Source organism: Flavobacterium cupriresistens, from assembly GCF_020911925.1.
Taxonomy (GTDB): domain Bacteria; phylum Bacteroidota; class Bacteroidia; order Flavobacteriales; family Flavobacteriaceae; genus Flavobacterium; species Flavobacterium cupriresistens.
Genome location: NZ_CP087134.1, coordinates 2,244,813 through 2,262,456 on the forward strand (window position 1 = coordinate 2,244,813; position 17,644 = coordinate 2,262,456).

General features: G+C 35.1%; 8 protein-coding genes. 6 read left to right on the plus strand and 2 right to left on the minus strand.

Annotation, left to right across the window (positions count from 1 at the left end):
• Positions 1 to 246 precede the first annotated feature (246 nt).
• From rpoB to LNP23_RS09930, 4 genes are all read left to right on the plus strand, one after another.
• Positions 247 to 4,059: a DNA-directed RNA polymerase subunit beta gene (gene rpoB, locus LNP23_RS09915; RefSeq protein WP_047777909.1), complete on the plus strand. Its 3,813-nt coding sequence runs from the start codon at positions 247 to 249 to the stop codon at positions 4,057 to 4,059.
• A 272-nt stretch (positions 4,060 to 4,331) separates the two neighbouring features.
• Positions 4,332 to 8,642 carry a DNA-directed RNA polymerase subunit beta' gene (gene rpoC / locus LNP23_RS09920; protein ID WP_230004746.1) on the plus strand — a complete coding sequence of 1,437 codons (4,311 nt, stop codon included), beginning with the start codon at positions 4,332 to 4,334 and terminating at the stop codon, positions 8,640 to 8,642.
• A gap of 11 nt (positions 8,643 to 8,653) precedes the next feature.
• Positions 8,654 to 8,965 (plus strand): DUF3467 domain-containing protein, encoded by a 312-nt coding sequence (locus LNP23_RS09925; RefSeq protein ID WP_047777907.1) that lies wholly within the window; start codon positions 8,654 to 8,656, stop codon positions 8,963 to 8,965.
• Between the two features lie 812 nt (positions 8,966 to 9,777).
• Positions 9,778 to 10,518, plus strand: coding sequence for a hypothetical protein (locus LNP23_RS09930; RefSeq protein WP_230004747.1), 741 nt, complete (start codon positions 9,778 to 9,780; stop codon positions 10,516 to 10,518).
• A 281-nt stretch (positions 10,519 to 10,799) separates the two neighbouring features.
• On the opposite strand, the gene LNP23_RS09935 is transcribed toward LNP23_RS09930, so the two are convergent.
• Together LNP23_RS09935 and LNP23_RS09940 are read right to left on the minus strand one after the other, a co-directional pair.
• Positions 10,800 to 12,389, minus strand: a complete 1,590-nt coding sequence (locus LNP23_RS09935) for a peptide chain release factor 3 (RefSeq protein ID WP_230004748.1) — start codon at positions 12,387 to 12,389, stop codon at positions 10,800 to 10,802.
• A 288-nt stretch (positions 12,390 to 12,677) separates the two neighbouring features.
• Positions 12,678 to 14,120, minus strand: a complete 1,443-nt coding sequence (locus tag LNP23_RS09940; protein WP_230004749.1) for an alpha-amylase — start codon at positions 14,118 to 14,120, stop codon at positions 12,678 to 12,680.
• Positions 14,121 to 14,661: 541 nt separating this feature from the next.
• Here LNP23_RS09940 and LNP23_RS09945 point away from each other — a divergent pair.
• Together LNP23_RS09945 and LNP23_RS09950 are read left to right on the plus strand one after the other, a co-directional pair.
• Positions 14,662 to 16,092, plus strand: a complete 1,431-nt coding sequence (locus tag LNP23_RS09945; protein WP_230004750.1) for a peptidylprolyl isomerase — start codon at positions 14,662 to 14,664, stop codon at positions 16,090 to 16,092.
• 77 nt (positions 16,093 to 16,169) lie between these two features.
• Positions 16,170 to 17,123 carry an AAA family ATPase gene (locus LNP23_RS09950; protein ID WP_230004751.1) on the plus strand — a complete coding sequence of 318 codons (954 nt, stop codon included), beginning with the start codon at positions 16,170 to 16,172 and terminating at the stop codon, positions 17,121 to 17,123.
• Positions 17,124 to 17,644 lie beyond the last annotated feature (521 nt).

Sequence of the window (17,644 nt, forward strand, 5' to 3'; positions counted from 1 at the left end):
CTAGGTTTAGGTCTTGAGTCAAAACTCAATGGCCTAAACCATTTTTCGTATAATAAAATATAGCATGTTTTATTATCAAATAGTTTAAAATACGAAAAAGTTTTTGATCAATACGAAGAAAAAAAATTAAGCCTTATTTTCTTGGTTTATTTTTAAAGATGTATTGATTACAATAAGAAAGTATACATTAAACAATGTGTTTTTACACAAAAAACTACTTTTTTTTAATCAAAATTTTGTTCATTGATGATAACAAATCAGACTGAAAGATTGAATTTTGCCTCTACAAAAAATATTCCTGACTATCCGGATTTTCTAGATGTTCAGGTTAAATCCTTTAAAGATTTTTTTCAATTAGAAACTAAATCTGACGAGAGAGGCAACGAAGGGTTGTACAACACCTTCATGGAAAACTTTCCAATCACAGATACAAGAAATAACTTTGTATTGGAGTTCCTGGATTATTTTGTAGACCCGCCACGTTATACAATTCAAGAATGTATAGAGAGAGGACTTACTTATAGTGTGCCTTTAAAAGCCAGGTTAAAACTATACTGTACAGACCCGGAACACGAAGATTTTGAAACTATTGTACAAGATGTTTATCTTGGAACAATTCCTTACATGACGCCAAGTGGTACCTTTGTAATTAATGGTGCTGAGCGTGTTGTAGTATCTCAACTACACCGTTCTCCTGGGGTTTTCTTTGGACAATCATTCCATGCAAATGGAACAAAATTATATTCTGCCAGAGTAATTCCTTTTAAAGGTTCTTGGATAGAATTTTCTACAGATATCAACAGCGTTATGTACGCATATATCGATAGAAAGAAAAAATTACCGGTTACAACTTTATTCCGTGCAATCGGATTCGAAAGAGATAAGGATATCCTTGAAATTTTCGACCTTGCTGAAGAAATTAAAGTTTCTAAAACAGGTATCAAAAAGTATATTGGAAGAAGACTTGCTGCACGTGTATTGAATACATGGCATGAGGATTTCGTTGATGAAGATACCGGTGAGGTAGTTTCTATCGAGCGTAACGAAATCATCCTTGATCGTGATACTATTATCGACAAAGATAATGTGGAAGAGATCATCGATTCTAACGTTAAATCTATTTTGTTACACAAAGAGGATAATAACCAAGCAGATTATGCTATTATCCACAATACATTACAAAAAGATCCAACAAACTCTGAAAAAGAAGCTGTAGAGCACATTTACCGTCAGTTGCGTAACGCTGAACCGCCTGATGAGGAAACGGCTCGTGGTATTATAGATAAATTGTTCTTCTCTGATCAACGTTACAACTTAGGTGAGGTAGGTCGTTACAGAATGAACAAAAAACTTGGTTTAGATATCCCGATGGAAAAGCAAGTGCTTACCAAAGAAGATATCATTACCATTGTAAAATATTTGATCGAATTGATCAACTCTAAAGCAGAGATTGATGATATTGATCACTTATCTAACCGTCGTGTTAGAACAGTTGGAGAACAATTGTCTCAACAATTCGGTGTAGGTTTAGCACGTATGGCTAGAACTATTAGAGAGCGTATGAACGTTAGAGATAACGAGGTGTTTACACCAATTGATTTGATTAATGCTAAAACATTATCATCAGTTATCAACTCTTTCTTTGGAACAAACCAGTTGTCTCAATTTATGGATCAAACGAATCCATTAGCTGAGATTACACACAAGAGAAGATTATCTGCACTTGGACCAGGTGGACTTTCGAGAGAGAGAGCTGGTTTCGAGGTTCGTGACGTTCACTATACACACTATGGTCGTTTATGTCCGATTGAAACTCCAGAGGGACCAAACATTGGTTTGATTTCATCTCTTGGTGTTTATGCAAAAGTTAACGGAATGGGTTTCATCGAAACTCCTTACCGTAAAGTTACTGAAGGTGTAGTTGATTTGGAAAGTACTCCTATTTATTTGAGTGCTGAAGAAGAAGAAGGAAAAATGATTGCTCAGGCAAACATTGAAATGGATGCTACAGGTAAAATTACAGCGAGCAATGTTATTGCGCGTGAGGAAGGTGACTTCCCGGTTGTTGAGCCATCAGCAGTACATTATACAGACGTTGCTCCTAACCAGATTGCTTCGATTTCGGCTTCATTGATTCCTTTCTTGGAACATGATGATGCGAATAGAGCCTTGATGGGATCTAACATGATGCGTCAGGCGGTTCCTTTGATCCGTCCGGAAGCACCAATCGTTGGTACAGGTTTAGAGCGTCAAGTAGCTTCAGATTCTAGAGTATTGATTAATGCTGAAGGAGATGGAACTGTAGAATATGTTGATGCTAATATCATTACTATCAAATACGACCGTACTGAAGATGAAAGAATGGTTAGTTTTGATGCTGATGAGAAAACATACAACTTAATTAAATTTAGAAAAACCAATCAAGGTACAAGTATTAACCTGAAACCAATCGTAAGAAAAGGAGACAGAGTTAGTCTTGGTCAAGTATTATCAGAAGGATATGCTACTCAAAATGGTGAATTAGCTTTAGGTAGAAACTTAAAAGTTGCGTTCATGCCATGGAAAGGGTATAACTTTGAGGATGCGATTGTAATTTCTGAAAAAGTAGTTCGTGATGATATTTTTACTTCTATCCACGTTGATGATTATTCATTAGAGGTTAGAGATACTAAGTTAGGAAATGAAGAGTTAACAAACGATATTCCTAACGTTTCTGAAGAAGCTACTAAAGATTTAGATGAAAACGGTATGATCAGAATTGGAGCAGAGGTTAAACCTGGCGACATTTTGATCGGAAAAATTACACCAAAAGGAGAATCAGATCCAACTCCGGAAGAGAAATTGCTTCGTGCAATCTTCGGGGATAAAGCGGGAGATGTAAAAGATGCTTCATTAAAAGCTTCTCCATCTTTACATGGTGTAGTTCTTGACAAAAAATTATTTGCAAGAGCCGTAAAAGATAAACGTAAACGTACTCAGGATAAAGATGCTTTAGGCGCTTTAGAAATGGAATTTGAGACTAAATTTGTTGAATTAAAAGACAGATTGGTTGAAAAATTATTCTTGATCGTTAACGGAAAAACATCTCAAGGTGTAATGAATGATTTGGGTGAAGAAGTTTTACCAAAAGGTAAAAAATATACTCAAAAAATGCTTTACGCAGTAGAAGATTTTGCTCACTTAAGCAAAGGTCAATGGGTTGCTGATGATGCTACAAATAAAATGGTGAATGATTTAATTCATAACTATAAAATTAAGCTAAACGACTTACAAGGATCTTTAAGAAGAGAGAAATTTACGATCACAGTTGGAGATGAATTACCATCTGGAATCTTGAAATTAGCTAAGATTTACATTGCTAAAAAACGTAAATTGAAAGTTGGGGATAAAATGGCAGGACGTCACGGTAACAAAGGTATTGTTGCAAGAATCGTTCGTCATGAAGATATGCCTTTCCTTGAAGACGGAACACCGGTAGATATCGTATTGAATCCACTTGGGGTACCTTCACGTATGAACATTGGTCAGATTTATGAAACTGTTCTTGGATGGGCCGGTATGAACTTGGGTAGAAAATTTGCTACTCCAATTTTTGACGGTGCTTCTTTAGATCAAATTAATGAATTAACTGATGAAGCTGGAGTTCCACGTTTCGGACATACACACCTTTATGATGGTGGTACTGGAGAGCGTTTCCATCAAGCAGCGACTGTGGGTGTAATTTACATGCTTAAATTAGGACACATGGTTGATGATAAGATGCACGCACGTTCTATCGGACCATACTCATTGATTACGCAACAACCTCTTGGAGGTAAGGCGCAATTCGGAGGTCAGCGTTTTGGAGAGATGGAGGTTTGGGCACTTGAAGCTTATGGAGCATCAAGTACACTTAGAGAAATCTTAACTGTTAAATCGGATGACGTTATTGGTAGAGCTAAAACTTACGAAGCTATCGTTAAGGGAGAGTCTATGCCAGAACCAGGTTTACCAGAATCATTCAACGTATTGATGCACGAATTAAAAGGTCTTGGACTAGATATTCGTTTAGAAGAATAAATAAGTTTTCAGTCGCAGTCTCAGTATTCAGTTCAACACTGAAAACTGAGACTGTAGCTGTTTACTAAAATTAAAGTTTTTAGGATTTATACCCGTAAACCGTTCCGATTTTTTATAAAACTGAATATGTTTTATATCTAGCGCTTCAAAATTTAAAGGTTTGAAGTTTAGAGAAGTAACCCGAGGTAGTGTTAACAGTCATAAAGTCAGCAGTGGCTTTCGACTTAAACAAAAATCAATTTTTAATTGCAAATAAATCAATAGTAAAAACTATGATGAATAATAGAAACAATAATAAAGATAAAAATCCGGTAAAAAGATTTAATAAAATCTCTATTGGATTAGCTTCACCTGAATCTATCTTGAAAGAATCAAGAGGAGAGGTTTTAAAGCCAGAAACAATCAACTACAGAACACACAAACCTGAAAGAGACGGACTTTTCTGCGAAAGAATCTTCGGACCTGTTAAGGATTTTGAGTGTGCTTGTGGTAAATATAAAAGAATTCGTTACAAAGGGATCATCTGTGACCGTTGTGGTGTTGAAGTTACTGAGAAAAAAGTACGTCGTGACAGAGTAGGACACATCAACCTTGTTGTGCCAATTGCTCACATCTGGTATTTCCGTTCTCTTCCAAACAAAATTGGTTATATCCTTGGTCTTCCATCTAAGAAATTAGATATGATCATTTACTACGAAAGATACGTAGTAATTCAAGCTGGTATTGCTAAAAATGCAGATGGAGAATCCTTACAAAGATTAGATTTCTTAACAGAAGAAGAATATTTGAATATTTTAGATACTCTTCCACAAGAAAATCTTTATTTAGATGATATGGATCCTAATAAATTTGTTGCCAAAATGGGAGCAGAATGTATTATGGATTTATTAGCGCGTATTGACTTAGATGAGTTATCTTACCAACTAAGACACAGTGCTAACAACGAAACATCTAAACAACGTAAAACTGAAGCATTAAAAAGATTACAAGTTGTTGAGTCTTTCCGTGAGTCTAACTTAAACCGCGAAAACCGTCCGGAATGGATGATTATGAAAGTGGTTCCTGTTATTCCACCAGAATTACGTCCGCTTGTGCCACTTGATGGAGGTCGTTTTGCAACTTCAGATTTAAATGATTTATACCGTCGTGTAATCATCCGTAACAACCGTTTGAAAAGATTAATGGAGATTAAAGCTCCTGAAGTAATCTTAAGAAACGAAAAACGTATGTTACAAGAATCTGTAGATTCATTATTTGATAACACTCGTAAAGCTTCTGCTGTTAAAACAGAATCTAACAGACCATTAAAATCATTATCAGATTCATTAAAAGGTAAACAAGGACGTTTCCGTCAAAACCTTTTAGGAAAACGTGTGGATTATTCTGCTCGTTCGGTAATTGTTGTTGGTCCTGAATTAAAATTATTCGAATGCGGATTGCCAAAAGATATGGCAGCTGAATTATACAAACCTTTCGTTATCCGTAAATTGATTGAAAGAGGTATTGTTAAAACAGTAAAATCGGCTAAGAAAATCATAGACAAAAAAGAGCCGGTAGTTTGGGATATCCTTGAAAATGTAATTAAAGGACATCCTGTATTACTTAACCGTGCTCCTACGTTGCACAGACTTGGTATCCAGGCTTTCCAACCAAAATTAATTGAAGGAAAAGCAATCCAGTTACACCCGTTAGTTTGTACGGCATTTAACGCGGATTTTGATGGGGATCAGATGGCAGTTCACTTGCCATTAGGACCAGAGGCTATTTTAGAGGCACAATTATTAATGTTGGCTTCTCACAATATTCTTAACCCTGCAAATGGTGCTCCAATTACGGTACCTTCTCAGGATATGGTCTTGGGTCTATATTATATGACCAAAGAACGTATCTCTACACCAGAACACATTATTTTAGGTCAAGACTTAACATTCTATTCTGCTGAAGAAGTAAATATTGCACTAAACGAAGGAAGATTAGAATTGAATGCTCGTGTAAGAATTAGAGCAAAAGATTTTAATGAGGCTGGAGAATTGGTGTATAAAATTATCCAAACAACTGCAGGACGTGTATTATTTAACGAAGTAGTACCGGAAGCAGCAGGATATATCAATGACGTATTGACTAAGAAAAACCTTAGAGATATTATCGGACACATTTTAAGTGTGACGAATGTACCTACTACAGCAGCTTTCTTGGACAATATGAAAGACATGGGTTATAAATTCGCATTTAGAGGAGGTTTATCATTCTCTTTAGGTGATATTAGAATTCCAGAACAAAAAACAAAATTAATTGCAGATGCCAGAGAGCAAGTTGAAGGTATTTCTGTAAATTATAACATGGGTCTTATCACGAATAACGAGCGTTACAACCAAGTTATTGACGTTTGGACTTCTGCGAATGCACAGCTTACAGAATTAGCAATGAAAAATATTAGAGAAGACCAACAAGGTTTCAACTCTGTATACATGATGCTTGACTCTGGAGCGAGGGGTTCTAAGGAGCAGATTCGTCAGTTAACAGGTATGCGTGGTTTGATGGCTAAGCCTAAAAAATCTACTGCCGGTGGTGGTGAGATTATTGAAAACCCGATTCTTTCTAACTTTAAGGAAGGTCTTTCGATCCTTGAGTACTTCATTTCTACTCACGGTGCTCGTAAAGGACTTGCGGATACGGCTCTTAAAACGGCTGATGCCGGATACTTAACAAGAAGGCTTCATGACGTTTCTCAAGATGTTATTGTAAACATCGAAGATTGTGGAACTTTAAGAGGTGTTGAAGTATCTGCTTTGAAGAAAAATGAGGAAATTGTTGAATCTTTAGGAGAAAGAATTTTAGGACGTGTTGCGTTGCAAGATGTTATTAATCCTCTTACTAATGAAGTAATTGTTCAATCAGGTCAACAAATCACTGAAGCAATTATGAAGGTTATCGAAGCTTCTCCTATTGAAAGAGTAGAAGTTAGATCTCCATTAACTTGTGAGGCTTTAAAAGGTATTTGTGCGAAATGTTACGGTAGAAACTTAGCTACTGGTAAGATGACACAAAGAGGTGAAGCAGTTGGAGTTATTGCAGCTCAATCTATTGGTGAGCCAGGTACACAGTTAACACTTCGTACGTTCCACGTTGGAGGGGTTGCAGGAGGTATTTCTGAAGAATCTAGTATTGTTACAAGATTCAACGGTAGACTTGAGATTGAAGATTTAAAAACAGTTAAAGGAGAAGACAGCGAAGGTAATGCAGTTGATATCGTGGTATCACGTTCAACAGAATTAAAATTAGTTGACGAGAAAACCGGAATCGTTTTAAATACACATAATATTCCTTACGGATCTAGTATTTTCGTTAAGGATGGTGAAGTAGTTACTAAAGGATCTGTGATCTGTAAGTGGGATCCATATAATGGTGTAATTGTTTCTGAATTTACAGGTAAGATTGCTTACGAAGATTTAGAGCAAGGACAATCGTTCATGGTTGAAATCGATGAGCAGACAGGTTTCCAGGAAAAAGTAATTTCTGAAGCAAGAAATAAAAAATTAATCCCAACTTTATTGGTTTACGGTAAAGAAGGTGAATTGATTCGTTCGTATAACTTACCAGTAGGGGCACACTTAATGGTTGAGAATGGTGAGAAAATTAAAGCAGGTAAAGTATTGGTAAAAATCCCACGTCGTTCTTCTAAAGCAGGCGATATTACGGGAGGTCTTCCAAGAATTACCGAGTTACTTGAGGCTCGTAACCCTTCTAACCCAGCAGTTGTTTCTGAAATTGACGGTGTTGTTTCTTTTGGAAAAATCAAAAGAGGTAACCGTGAAATTGTTATCGAATCTAAATTTGGTGAGATTAAAAAGTATTTAGTTAAACTTTCAAGCCAAATCTTAGTACAAGAAAATGACTTCGTAAGAGCAGGAGTGCCATTGTCTGACGGTGCAATTACACCGGACGATATTTTAAGAATTCAAGGACCGGCTGCTGTTCAACAGTACTTGGTAAATGAAATTCAAGAGGTATACCGTTTACAAGGGGTAAAAATTAATGACAAGCACTTTGAGGTAGTTATTCGTCAAATGATGCGTAAAGTAAGAGTTCAAGATCCAGGAGATACTTTATTCTTAGAAGATCAATTAATTCACACTAAAGACTTTATCGTTCAAAATGATAAATTATACGGTATGAAAGTAGTTGAAGATTCAGGAGATTCTGCTGTATTGAAACCAGGTCAGATTATTACACCTCGTGATTTACGTGATGAAAACTCATTGTTGAAACGAAATGATAAAAATCTGGTTGTAGCCAGAGACGTAATTACTGCAACTGCAACGCCAGTTTTACAAGGTATTACAAGAGCTTCGCTACAAACTAAATCATTCATCTCTGCTGCTTCTTTCCAAGAAACAACAAAAGTACTTAACGAAGCTGCTGTAGCTGGTAAAGTAGATGATTTAGAAGGATTGAAAGAAAATGTAATTGTTGGACACAGAATCCCTGCCGGAACTGGTATGAGAGAATACGATAACACTATCGTTGGTTCTAAAGACGATTACAATGAAATGATGGCTAATAAAGAAGAATATATTTATTAATTTAGGACACTATGAGTAATTCGAAACAACAACAAGAGCAAATTAATATTGAGTTAGACGAAACAATTGCGGAGGGAATTTATTCTAATCTTGCGATTATCAATCACTCTTCATCAGAGTTTGTTTTAGATTTTGTGAGCATTATGCCCGGTATTCCTAAAGCCAAGGTAAAGTCAAGAATTGTATTGACACCACAACATGCTAAAAGATTATTAAAAGCAATTGGTGAAAATATTCATCGATTTGAAGCAGCCCACGGCGAGATCAAAGAGACGGAACAAGCACCAATACCGCTTAATTTTGGTCCTGCGGGACAAGCATAAATTTTAAAAGCCCCAGTAATGGGGCTTTTTTTATGGAATGAAATGAAAGTTGCGTACAGGTAGTTTAACTGATTTTCATTACGTTTATCGAGTAAATTTCGTGTTATGATTCTATTGTTTTAATTTGCAACATCTAATAAAAGGATTTATTTTTAGAATATAGAAACTAATAAAGGTTGGTTTAATTCAAATTTAAAAAAAAGCGCTGATTTTTTAATTAGCGCTTTTTTTATGCCGTATTTGTTGTGAAATTTTTTTGCGTTTGATTTTCTAATCGTAAAACGCGCAAAGCTTTTCTTTTGCACGCAGATTTAGCAGATTAGGCGGATCTTATTTACCCTTTATTAAAAATCTGCGCAATCTGCTAAATCTGCGTGTAAAAAAATTGGGGACAGAATTAAAAAAGGAGTTGTAATGCTATAATTAGACTTTACGAATCTTGCCCTTTACTTTGCGATTAAAAAATTAAACGCAAGACTTTTAAAGATTTTCTTTTGCACGCAGATTTGCTTCGGTAGTTCGCTATCGCTCTGTTAGTAGATTAGGCAGATCTTATTTGCCCTTTATGAAAAATCTGTGCAATCCGCTAAATCTGCGAGCAAAAAATTAGTTATAGAATTAAAAAAGGAGTCGTAATGCTATAATTAAACTTTGCGAATCTTGCCGCATAATCACCTCTGACTTTGGTAAACCTAATACGATTGTTGAAAATTGAAAAAATATTTCACGCTCTTCCCAACCTTTTTGATAAAAATGTACTCTATATAAATAAGTGGTTATTCATGAACCGCTTTAATTTAAAAATGTAGTGTATGAAAAAGAAATTCACCTTAGAAATAGCAAGTCCTTGTTCTGAAAGTTTTGATAAAATGACAGTTAATTCAAACGGTTCATTTTGTGATTCTTGTATGAAAAATGTAATTGACTTAAGTGCCAAAACAAATTCAGAAGTGGCTAAATTCATTGCAGGAAATAAAGATAAAAATATTTGTGCGCGACTAAAAACGACTCAGTTAGAAGAAGAATTTGAACACAATGAGATTTCTAAAATCAATACTTTAAAATATGCTGCCGTAGCAGCATCAGTTTTGTTGACGTCAAATCTGGTGGCACAAGAAAAAACACCGGTTGCAACCGAAGTGAGTTGTCCAAAACCTAATGTTCACACAGTTGGGAAAATAGCCATTAATAAGACTGCTGATAAAGAAGTTTCAATATTGGTGAAAGGAAAACTAATCGAAACAAAAACAAATAAACCTTTTGATGGTAAAACCTATCCGAATCTGATGCTTAGCATTAATGGTTTTGAAAGTGTAGTGAAAGTAAATCCAAAAACAGGGGAGTTTTCTGTTCCGATGCGCGTTTTAAAAACGGACAAAACACTTGAGATTGTTTTAAGAGGAGACGATTATTATCTTTCAAAAGCGATACCTTTTACTTTTAGTTCGGTTAAGAATAAGGTTTTGTTGCAGGACATTAGTATAGCTGCAGAGGAACTTTCCAGAATTTATATTGCCGGAGGATTAGGGATTAATTATTCAAGTAAGAGATAAATAAAAGCGGGGGCAATTACTTTTAACACATGGAGACATAGTCGGTAAGGCTTAAAAGAGGTGTTTTGCTACTACTAAAATTCATAAGACTTTGGGGGGAATTGTGATTTTCTTGAAACGCTTTAGTAGGTTCTTTTGTAGCTATGTTTCTGTGCGTTAACTAGTAGTTTTTTTTTAAATTACAATAAAGAGTTTATTATTATTCAGGGTTTTTATGAAGAAAAAAAGGCAATCTAAAAATTTTAGACTGCCTTTTTGTTTTTTCGTAACTCGATTAGGGATTACTCAAATTCAGAGGTGAAAAATAATTTCACACTTGGATATTTATTTTGTGTCATTTGAATTGTAAAGTCAGAATCGGCTAAAAATACCAATTGACCGTACTTATCATGTGCCAGGAATTTTTGCTTGATACGCTTAAATTCTTTGAATTCATTATTTTTAGCATCATCAGGTTTTACCCAACATGCCTTGTGTACCGGGAAGTTTTCATAGGTACATTTTGCACCGTATTCGTGTTCTAAACGGTATTGAATTACTTCATATTGAAGCGCTCCAACGGTTCCGATTACTTTACGATTGTTCATTTCTAAAGTAAACAACTGAGCAACCCCTTCGTCCATTAACTGATCAATTCCTTTATCAAGCTGTTTGGCTTTCATCGGATCAGCATTATTGATGTATCTGAAGTGTTCCGGAGAGAAACTTGGAATTCCTTTAAAACTCATGATTTCACCTTCTGTCAAAGTATCACCAATTTTAAAGTTTCCGGTATCGTGTAAACCTACGATATCTCCAGGATAAGAGATGTCTACAATTTCTTTTTTCTCAGCAAAAAACGCATTTGGACTTGAGAATTTTAAGTTTTTCTTCTGACGAACGTGGTAGTACGGTTTGTTTCTTTCGAAAGTTCCAGAAACGATTTTAATGAATGCCAGACGATCACGGTGTTTCGGATCCATATTAGCGTGGATTTTAAACACAAATCCTGTCATTTTTTCTTCTTTCGGATCAACCAAACGCGTTTCAGAATCTTTTGCTCTTGGAGATGGTGCAATGGCAACAAAACAATCTAAAAGTTCACGAACTCCAAAATTATTTAAGGCAGAACCAAAAAACACCGGTTGAATTTTTCCGTCTAAATAATCCTGACGGTCAAATTTAGGATATACTTCGTCGATTAATTCTAATTCTTCACGTAGCCTGTCAGCAGGTTTCTGACCAATAATTTTTTCTAATTCCGGATTTTGAACGTCTGAGAAAGCAATGGTTTCCTCAATATTTTTACGGCTGTCTCCACTAAAAATATTAATGTTTTGTTCCCATAAATTATAGATTCCCTGAAAATCGTACCCCATTCCGATTGGGAAACTTAAAGGAGTAACCTTCAAACCTAATTTTTGCTCTACCTCATCCATCAAATCAAAGGCATCTTTACCCTCACGATCTAATTTATTGATGAAAACAATCATTGGAATGTTTCGCATTCTACAAACAGAAACTAATTTCTCCGTTTGTTCCTCGACCCCTTTTGCAACGTCGATTACAACAATAACACTGTCAACAGCAGTTAAAGTTCTAAAAGTATCTTCTGCAAAATCCTTGTGACCAGGGGTATCAAGAATGTTGATTTTTTTGTCTTTATAGTTAAAAGCAAGGACAGAGGTTGAAACCGAAATACCTCTTTGGCGCTCGATTTCCATGAAATCACTCGTTGCTCCTTTTTTAATTTTATTGTTTTTTACAGCACCAGCCTCTTGAATAGCCCCTCCAAACAATAGTAATTTTTCTGTTAAAGTGGTTTTACCGGCATCGGGATGCGATATAATTCCAAACGTTCTTCTGCGTTGTATTTCTTTTAAAAAGCTCATATTTCGTATAAATAGGTTGCAAAAGTACTATTAATTACGGCTTAATAAAAATATTCACTTCTTAAATTGGAACTCTTTGTCGTTTAAAATAAAAGTTTTGCAGAATAAACAAGGCTGTTTTTTTAGAACAGCCTTGTTTGTTATTGTTAACCCATTGGGAGTACTTATTTTTACCGCATATAGACCTAGTTTATAAAGCTCAAAAAAAGACGTTTCAATTTTAAAAAATTAAAATCTATGTTTCTATGTGTTAAAAAAGTTTTAGCTGAATTACATCCAACTGGTTTATTATTGATTAATTGACCAAACAGTATATCCTTTAGGCGGACATTGGATTTTTACCCATTGATCTCCCTGAGTTGTCGGGTACCAAGAAGAGTTTCCTGTGAAATCTTTGATTTGAGTATTGGCCCAATTCGTCTGAATCCATCTTTCCTGCCAGGTAGTCGAATTGTTAATATAAACAACCAGTCCCGGGTTTCCGTTGTAACCGTTTCTTCTGGCGATATACTCATCATTATCCGAATATAAAATGGAAGTGTTTCCGGTAGCTTTGTTATTATGGATCCAGATAAGATTGTTTAATTTACTTTTATCCAGCCATTCTTCATAATCCCTGTAAAAGATTGTCGGATAACCTTCATGAGTTAAAATATAAGAGTAGGCAAGTAGCTTGTTTGAAATTTCATCTGTATCGTGATTGCTGACGAAAGTAACAGCTTTATACGGATTTCTTTTCCACATCATATCATCATTCAAAAGAGCCAGATTATTTCCGTCAAAAGCATCATTCATTTTATAATAACACGCAAAATCAAAAACAGAACTGTTGGCATTGTTCGCCCAATCATTTAGTGTATTTACGTTAGAATCCCATAATTCACCGACAGAAAATCCACCAACATTGGCATTCCAATCGCGTACGACCCAAGAACCAAAACCTTTTACATAATCAAATCTCCAGCCGTCAAATTTCATGGTGTTCTTGTAATATTTACCAACTCCGTCCGCTCTAAGCCACAACCAATCCTGTACATAAGGACTTGCATGACACAAATCCGGAAAACCTCCAAATGCGCCTTCGTCATTATTGCCGTAGCTGTTTTTGTAAAAATCATTGTACGAACGTTTGAATTTTCCGGAAGCAACTCCGTTAAAGTTGGTCCAGGTATTTGTTCCGGTAAACGGATTGGCTTCAGACTGACCTCCACTATTGTGATTAATAACAATATCGGCATACACTTTCATGTTTTCGGTATGTGCTTTTGTGATCAGACTTACTAATTCTGTTTTTGATCCAAATCGGGTTTCTGTAGTTCCATTTTGATTGAAATCTCCAAAATCAAAATAATCCGTTGGGTCGTAGCCCATAGAAAAAGCGCCATTTTGAGCTTTAGATGCTGGAGGTAGCCAGATAGAGCCAATTCCGGCATTAGACCAGGCTGTTACTTTGCTATTTACGGTGTCCCACCAGGTTCCGCCAGCAGGAACATCCCAATAGAAGGCCTGCATCATAACACCACCACCCGGATTGTCTACATATTTTCCGGTGCGTGTTGTTTTTGAATCTCCGGTACTAAAAGGTTTTCCATCGTGGTTTGTAACATTGATAATTTTAAATTGTTGACTTTCTGCTTTTGCATCAATTTCATTGGTCTCATTTTGCGAGCAAGAACACAAAAACGCTGTAAGAGCCAAAAAAGAATAGATTTTTGGGATTGGTTTTTTCATAATTAAGGATTTGGTTTGGTTAGATTAATAAAGTTGTAATTGTAATTTATCGGGTCTTAAAACATAAATATTCGTAATTTTTAAGCGCAAAAATTATCAATCATCTATCTAAAGTAGGGGTTTTTTGTTCCGATTTTAATTATATGAAAATATCTATATCGCGAAAACGTTGTAGTGTTGAAAACTTTTTTTTATTTCGCTGTGAAGTAGTAGTTTATGGTTTGCTAAGGATAATCGAGCGAAAGTATAATCCCGTTTCGTAATTTGTAATTTTTATGCTCTTTTTTGAAGGTTTTTTATCTTCAAAAACAGCACTTTAGTTGTTGGATTTAAGAGTTATCATATAATTTTTTGTTAATAGTATAGCTGATAGTTGTATTATGTAATTGAATTGTTATTTTTGTTCGTTATAAGTTATAAGAAACCAGGTGCTAATTCGATAGTGTTTCCTGAAAATTCAGGTCAGCACTGTTAGATTACTCCTTGTTTTAAAAATGAAATTCTAAAGCAAGATCTTTACATTCAAATTAAATTTAAAATAATGTTATTAAAAAAATTACAGCTAAAAACAATTGATTACAGATTTGGGTTAACAATGTGTTTTTTACTTTTTTTCAACTCTGTCATTTCTGCACAGGAAATAATTAAAGATGTTGTGGCTGAAAAACCAGCTGAAGTGCCTTCAACGCAGAAGCGAAAAATTGATGGTATTATTGCTACTGTTGGAGATTATATTGTTTTAGATTCAGATATTGATAAAGGGTTTCTGGAAATCAGTGCTCAGGGTGGTTCTGTAAAAGATATTACGAGATGCCAGATGCTTGGTAAACTGTTAGAAGATAAATTGTACGCACATCAGGCTGTTCAGGATAGTATTATCGTAAGTGATGCCGAAGTGAGAAGTATGATGGAAGAGCGTTTGACTTATATGACCCAACAAGTTGGTGACATTAATAAAGTAGTGGCTTACTATAAGAAAAACTCGGTAGAAGAGTTTAAAACTTATTTTGCTGACATCTTAAAAGAGCAAAAGTTAGCATCAGAAATGACTAAAAAGATTGTTGATGCGGTAGAAATTACACCGGAGGAGGTTCGTAATTTCTTTAAAAAAATCCCTAAAGACGAGTTGCCAACTTTTGGAGCTGAAATGGAAGTAGCACAAATTGTGATCGAACCTAAAGTTTCAGATGCCGATAAACAAAAAGTGAAAGACAAATTAAATGCAATTAGAAAAGATGTCTTAGAAGGTTCCAGTTTTGCTACGAAAGCTGTTTTGTATTCACAAGATCCAGGGTCTTCTCCAAACGGAGGTTATTACAAAATGACAAGAAAAACACCTTTTGTAAAAGAATTTAAAGATGTTGCTTTTAGTTTGCAACAAGGAGAGATTTCTGAGCCGTTTGAAACTACTTTTGGATTTCATATTATTATGATCGATAAAATTAAAGGTCAGGAAGTAGAATTAAGACATATTTTGATCTCGCCAACAGTATCTGAAGATGCTTTAAAAGAAGCGAAAGAGAAAATTACGAATATCAGAAGCAAGATCATAAATAAAGAAATTTCGTTTGCAGATGCAGCAAGAACAGAATCTGACGAAAAAGAAACAAGAGCAAACGGAGGAACATTAGTAAATCCTACTTCTCAGGATACTCGTTTTGAATTGACTAAAATGGACCCGACGTTATACAGTCAGGTTTCAAATTTAAAAGATGATGAAATTTCTCAACCGCTTTTAAATACAGACGATAAAGGTAAAAAAACATACAAGTTGATTACGGTAACGAACAGAATTGATGCCCATACCGCTGATTATGCTAAAGATTACACTAAGATTAAAGAATTAGCATTAAAAGAAAAACAAATCACTGCGATTGCAAAATGGTTTGATACAAAAATTAAAGACACGTACATTAAAATTATTGGAGAATACAGAGATTGTACTTTCACAAACAATTGGTTGAAAAAATAATTTTTATTAAATAAAGAAAAAGAGTTAGTTTTATGAATTCATAGAGCTAACTCTTTTTAATTTTAAAATATATTTAAATGTCTGACGTAACAGCAATTCATAATTTAGTTCAAAAACGAAATGAACTAAAAACAGAAATAGCGAAAATTATTGTAGGCCAGGATGAAGTTATCGATCAGATTTTGATCTGTATTTTTTCCGGTGGACATGCACTTTTAATAGGTGTGCCGGGATTGGCAAAAACATTACTGATTAATACTTTGTCACAGGCTTTGGGATTGGATTTTAAAAGAATTCAGTTTACACCCGATTTAATGCCTTCGGACATTTTGGGAAGTGAAATTCTAGACGAAAACAGAAAGTTTAAATTTATAAAAGGGCCTATTTTCTCTAATATTATTCTGGCTGACGAGATCAACAGAACGCCGCCTAAAACGCAGGCAGCTTTACTTGAAGCCATGCAGGAGCGTTCGGTAACCATAGCGGGTGAAAATCATAAGTTAGATCTGCCTTATTTTGTTTTAGCAACTCAAAATCCAATTGAACAGGAAGGTACTTATCCGTTACCGGAAGCGCAGTTGGATCGTTTTATGTTTGCCATAAAATTAGAATACCCTAGTTTTGAAGAGGAAGTACAAGTTGTAAAACGTACAACATCTGATGTTAAAACAGATATAAATCCGTTGTTTACGGGACAGGAAATAATCGATTTCCAGCATTTGATTCGCAGAATACCTGTAGCGGATAATGTTGTGGAGTATGCCGTAACATTGGTGAGTAAAACAAGACCCGATAATGCTCTGTCAAATGATTTTGTAAAAAATTACTTGGATTGGGGAGCAGGACCAAGAGCTTCTCAAAACCTGATTTTGGCAGCAAAAGCACATGCTGCTTTTAAAGGTAAATTTTCTCCGGATATTGAAGATGTAAAAGCAGTTGCAACCGGAATTCTGAGACATCGAATTATTAAAAATTACAAAGCCGATGCCGAAGGAATTACAGAAGAAATTATCATACAGAAATTGATGTAGTTTATTTATAAAACAAATATAAAAGCCCAAACCGATACGTATTTCAGGTTTGGGCTTTTTGTTTTAGTGGCTACATGTCGCCAATACAGGGAACCAAGTCCAAAAGTTGTGGGGTATCGCAGGAAAAACCTTTTCGTGGAAGCTGCTATATCGTGTGGCTTGTCTATGTGAGAGCTATTTCGTTTAATTGGTCTTCGTATCGAAGGTTCGCTATTTTTAGTGTCGATTTTTTAGCTCTTATTTTTTGAACTCATATCATTTCGGATGAAATTAGTTCGTACAATACAAAAGACACCTTTCCTTAAATCTAATTTTAAAATAGAATTAATTACCCAAAAGTCAAATCTGACAGGTTTCAAAAACCTGTCAGATTTAATTCGTAAAGAGGAAGGAAACAATTTTGCGATATAATATTATTTCTCGTTTGATTTACTTGGTCTATTCGTTTTTATTGGCGTCTGCTTCGTCGGAAGAAAAGACAATCAGAGCGTTTAATCTTTTTTAACTTTACTGCAATTCTG

Bases quoted from the DNA above. Each gene is read 5' to 3' on its own strand.
- LNP23_RS09940 (WP_230004749.1), bottom strand. From the start codon at position 14,120: ATGAAAAAACCAATCCCAAAAATCTATTCTTTTTTGGCTCTTACAGCG.
- LNP23_RS09935 (WP_230004748.1), bottom strand. From the start codon at position 12,389: ATGAGCTTTTTAAAAGAAATACAACGCAGAAGAACGTTTGGAATTATA.
- rpoB (WP_047777909.1), top strand. From the start codon at position 247: ATGATAACAAATCAGACTGAAAGATTGAATTTTGCCTCTACAAAAAAT.
- LNP23_RS09925 (WP_047777907.1), top strand. From the start codon at position 8,654: ATGAGTAATTCGAAACAACAACAAGAGCAAATTAATATTGAGTTAGAC.
- LNP23_RS09950 (WP_230004751.1), top strand. From the start codon at position 16,170: ATGTCTGACGTAACAGCAATTCATAATTTAGTTCAAAAACGAAATGAA.
- LNP23_RS09930 (WP_230004747.1), top strand. From the start codon at position 9,778: ATGAAAAAGAAATTCACCTTAGAAATAGCAAGTCCTTGTTCTGAAAGT.
- LNP23_RS09945 (WP_230004750.1), top strand. From the start codon at position 14,662: ATGTTATTAAAAAAATTACAGCTAAAAACAATTGATTACAGATTTGGG.
- rpoC (WP_230004746.1), top strand. From the start codon at position 4,332: ATGATGAATAATAGAAACAATAATAAAGATAAAAATCCGGTAAAAAGA.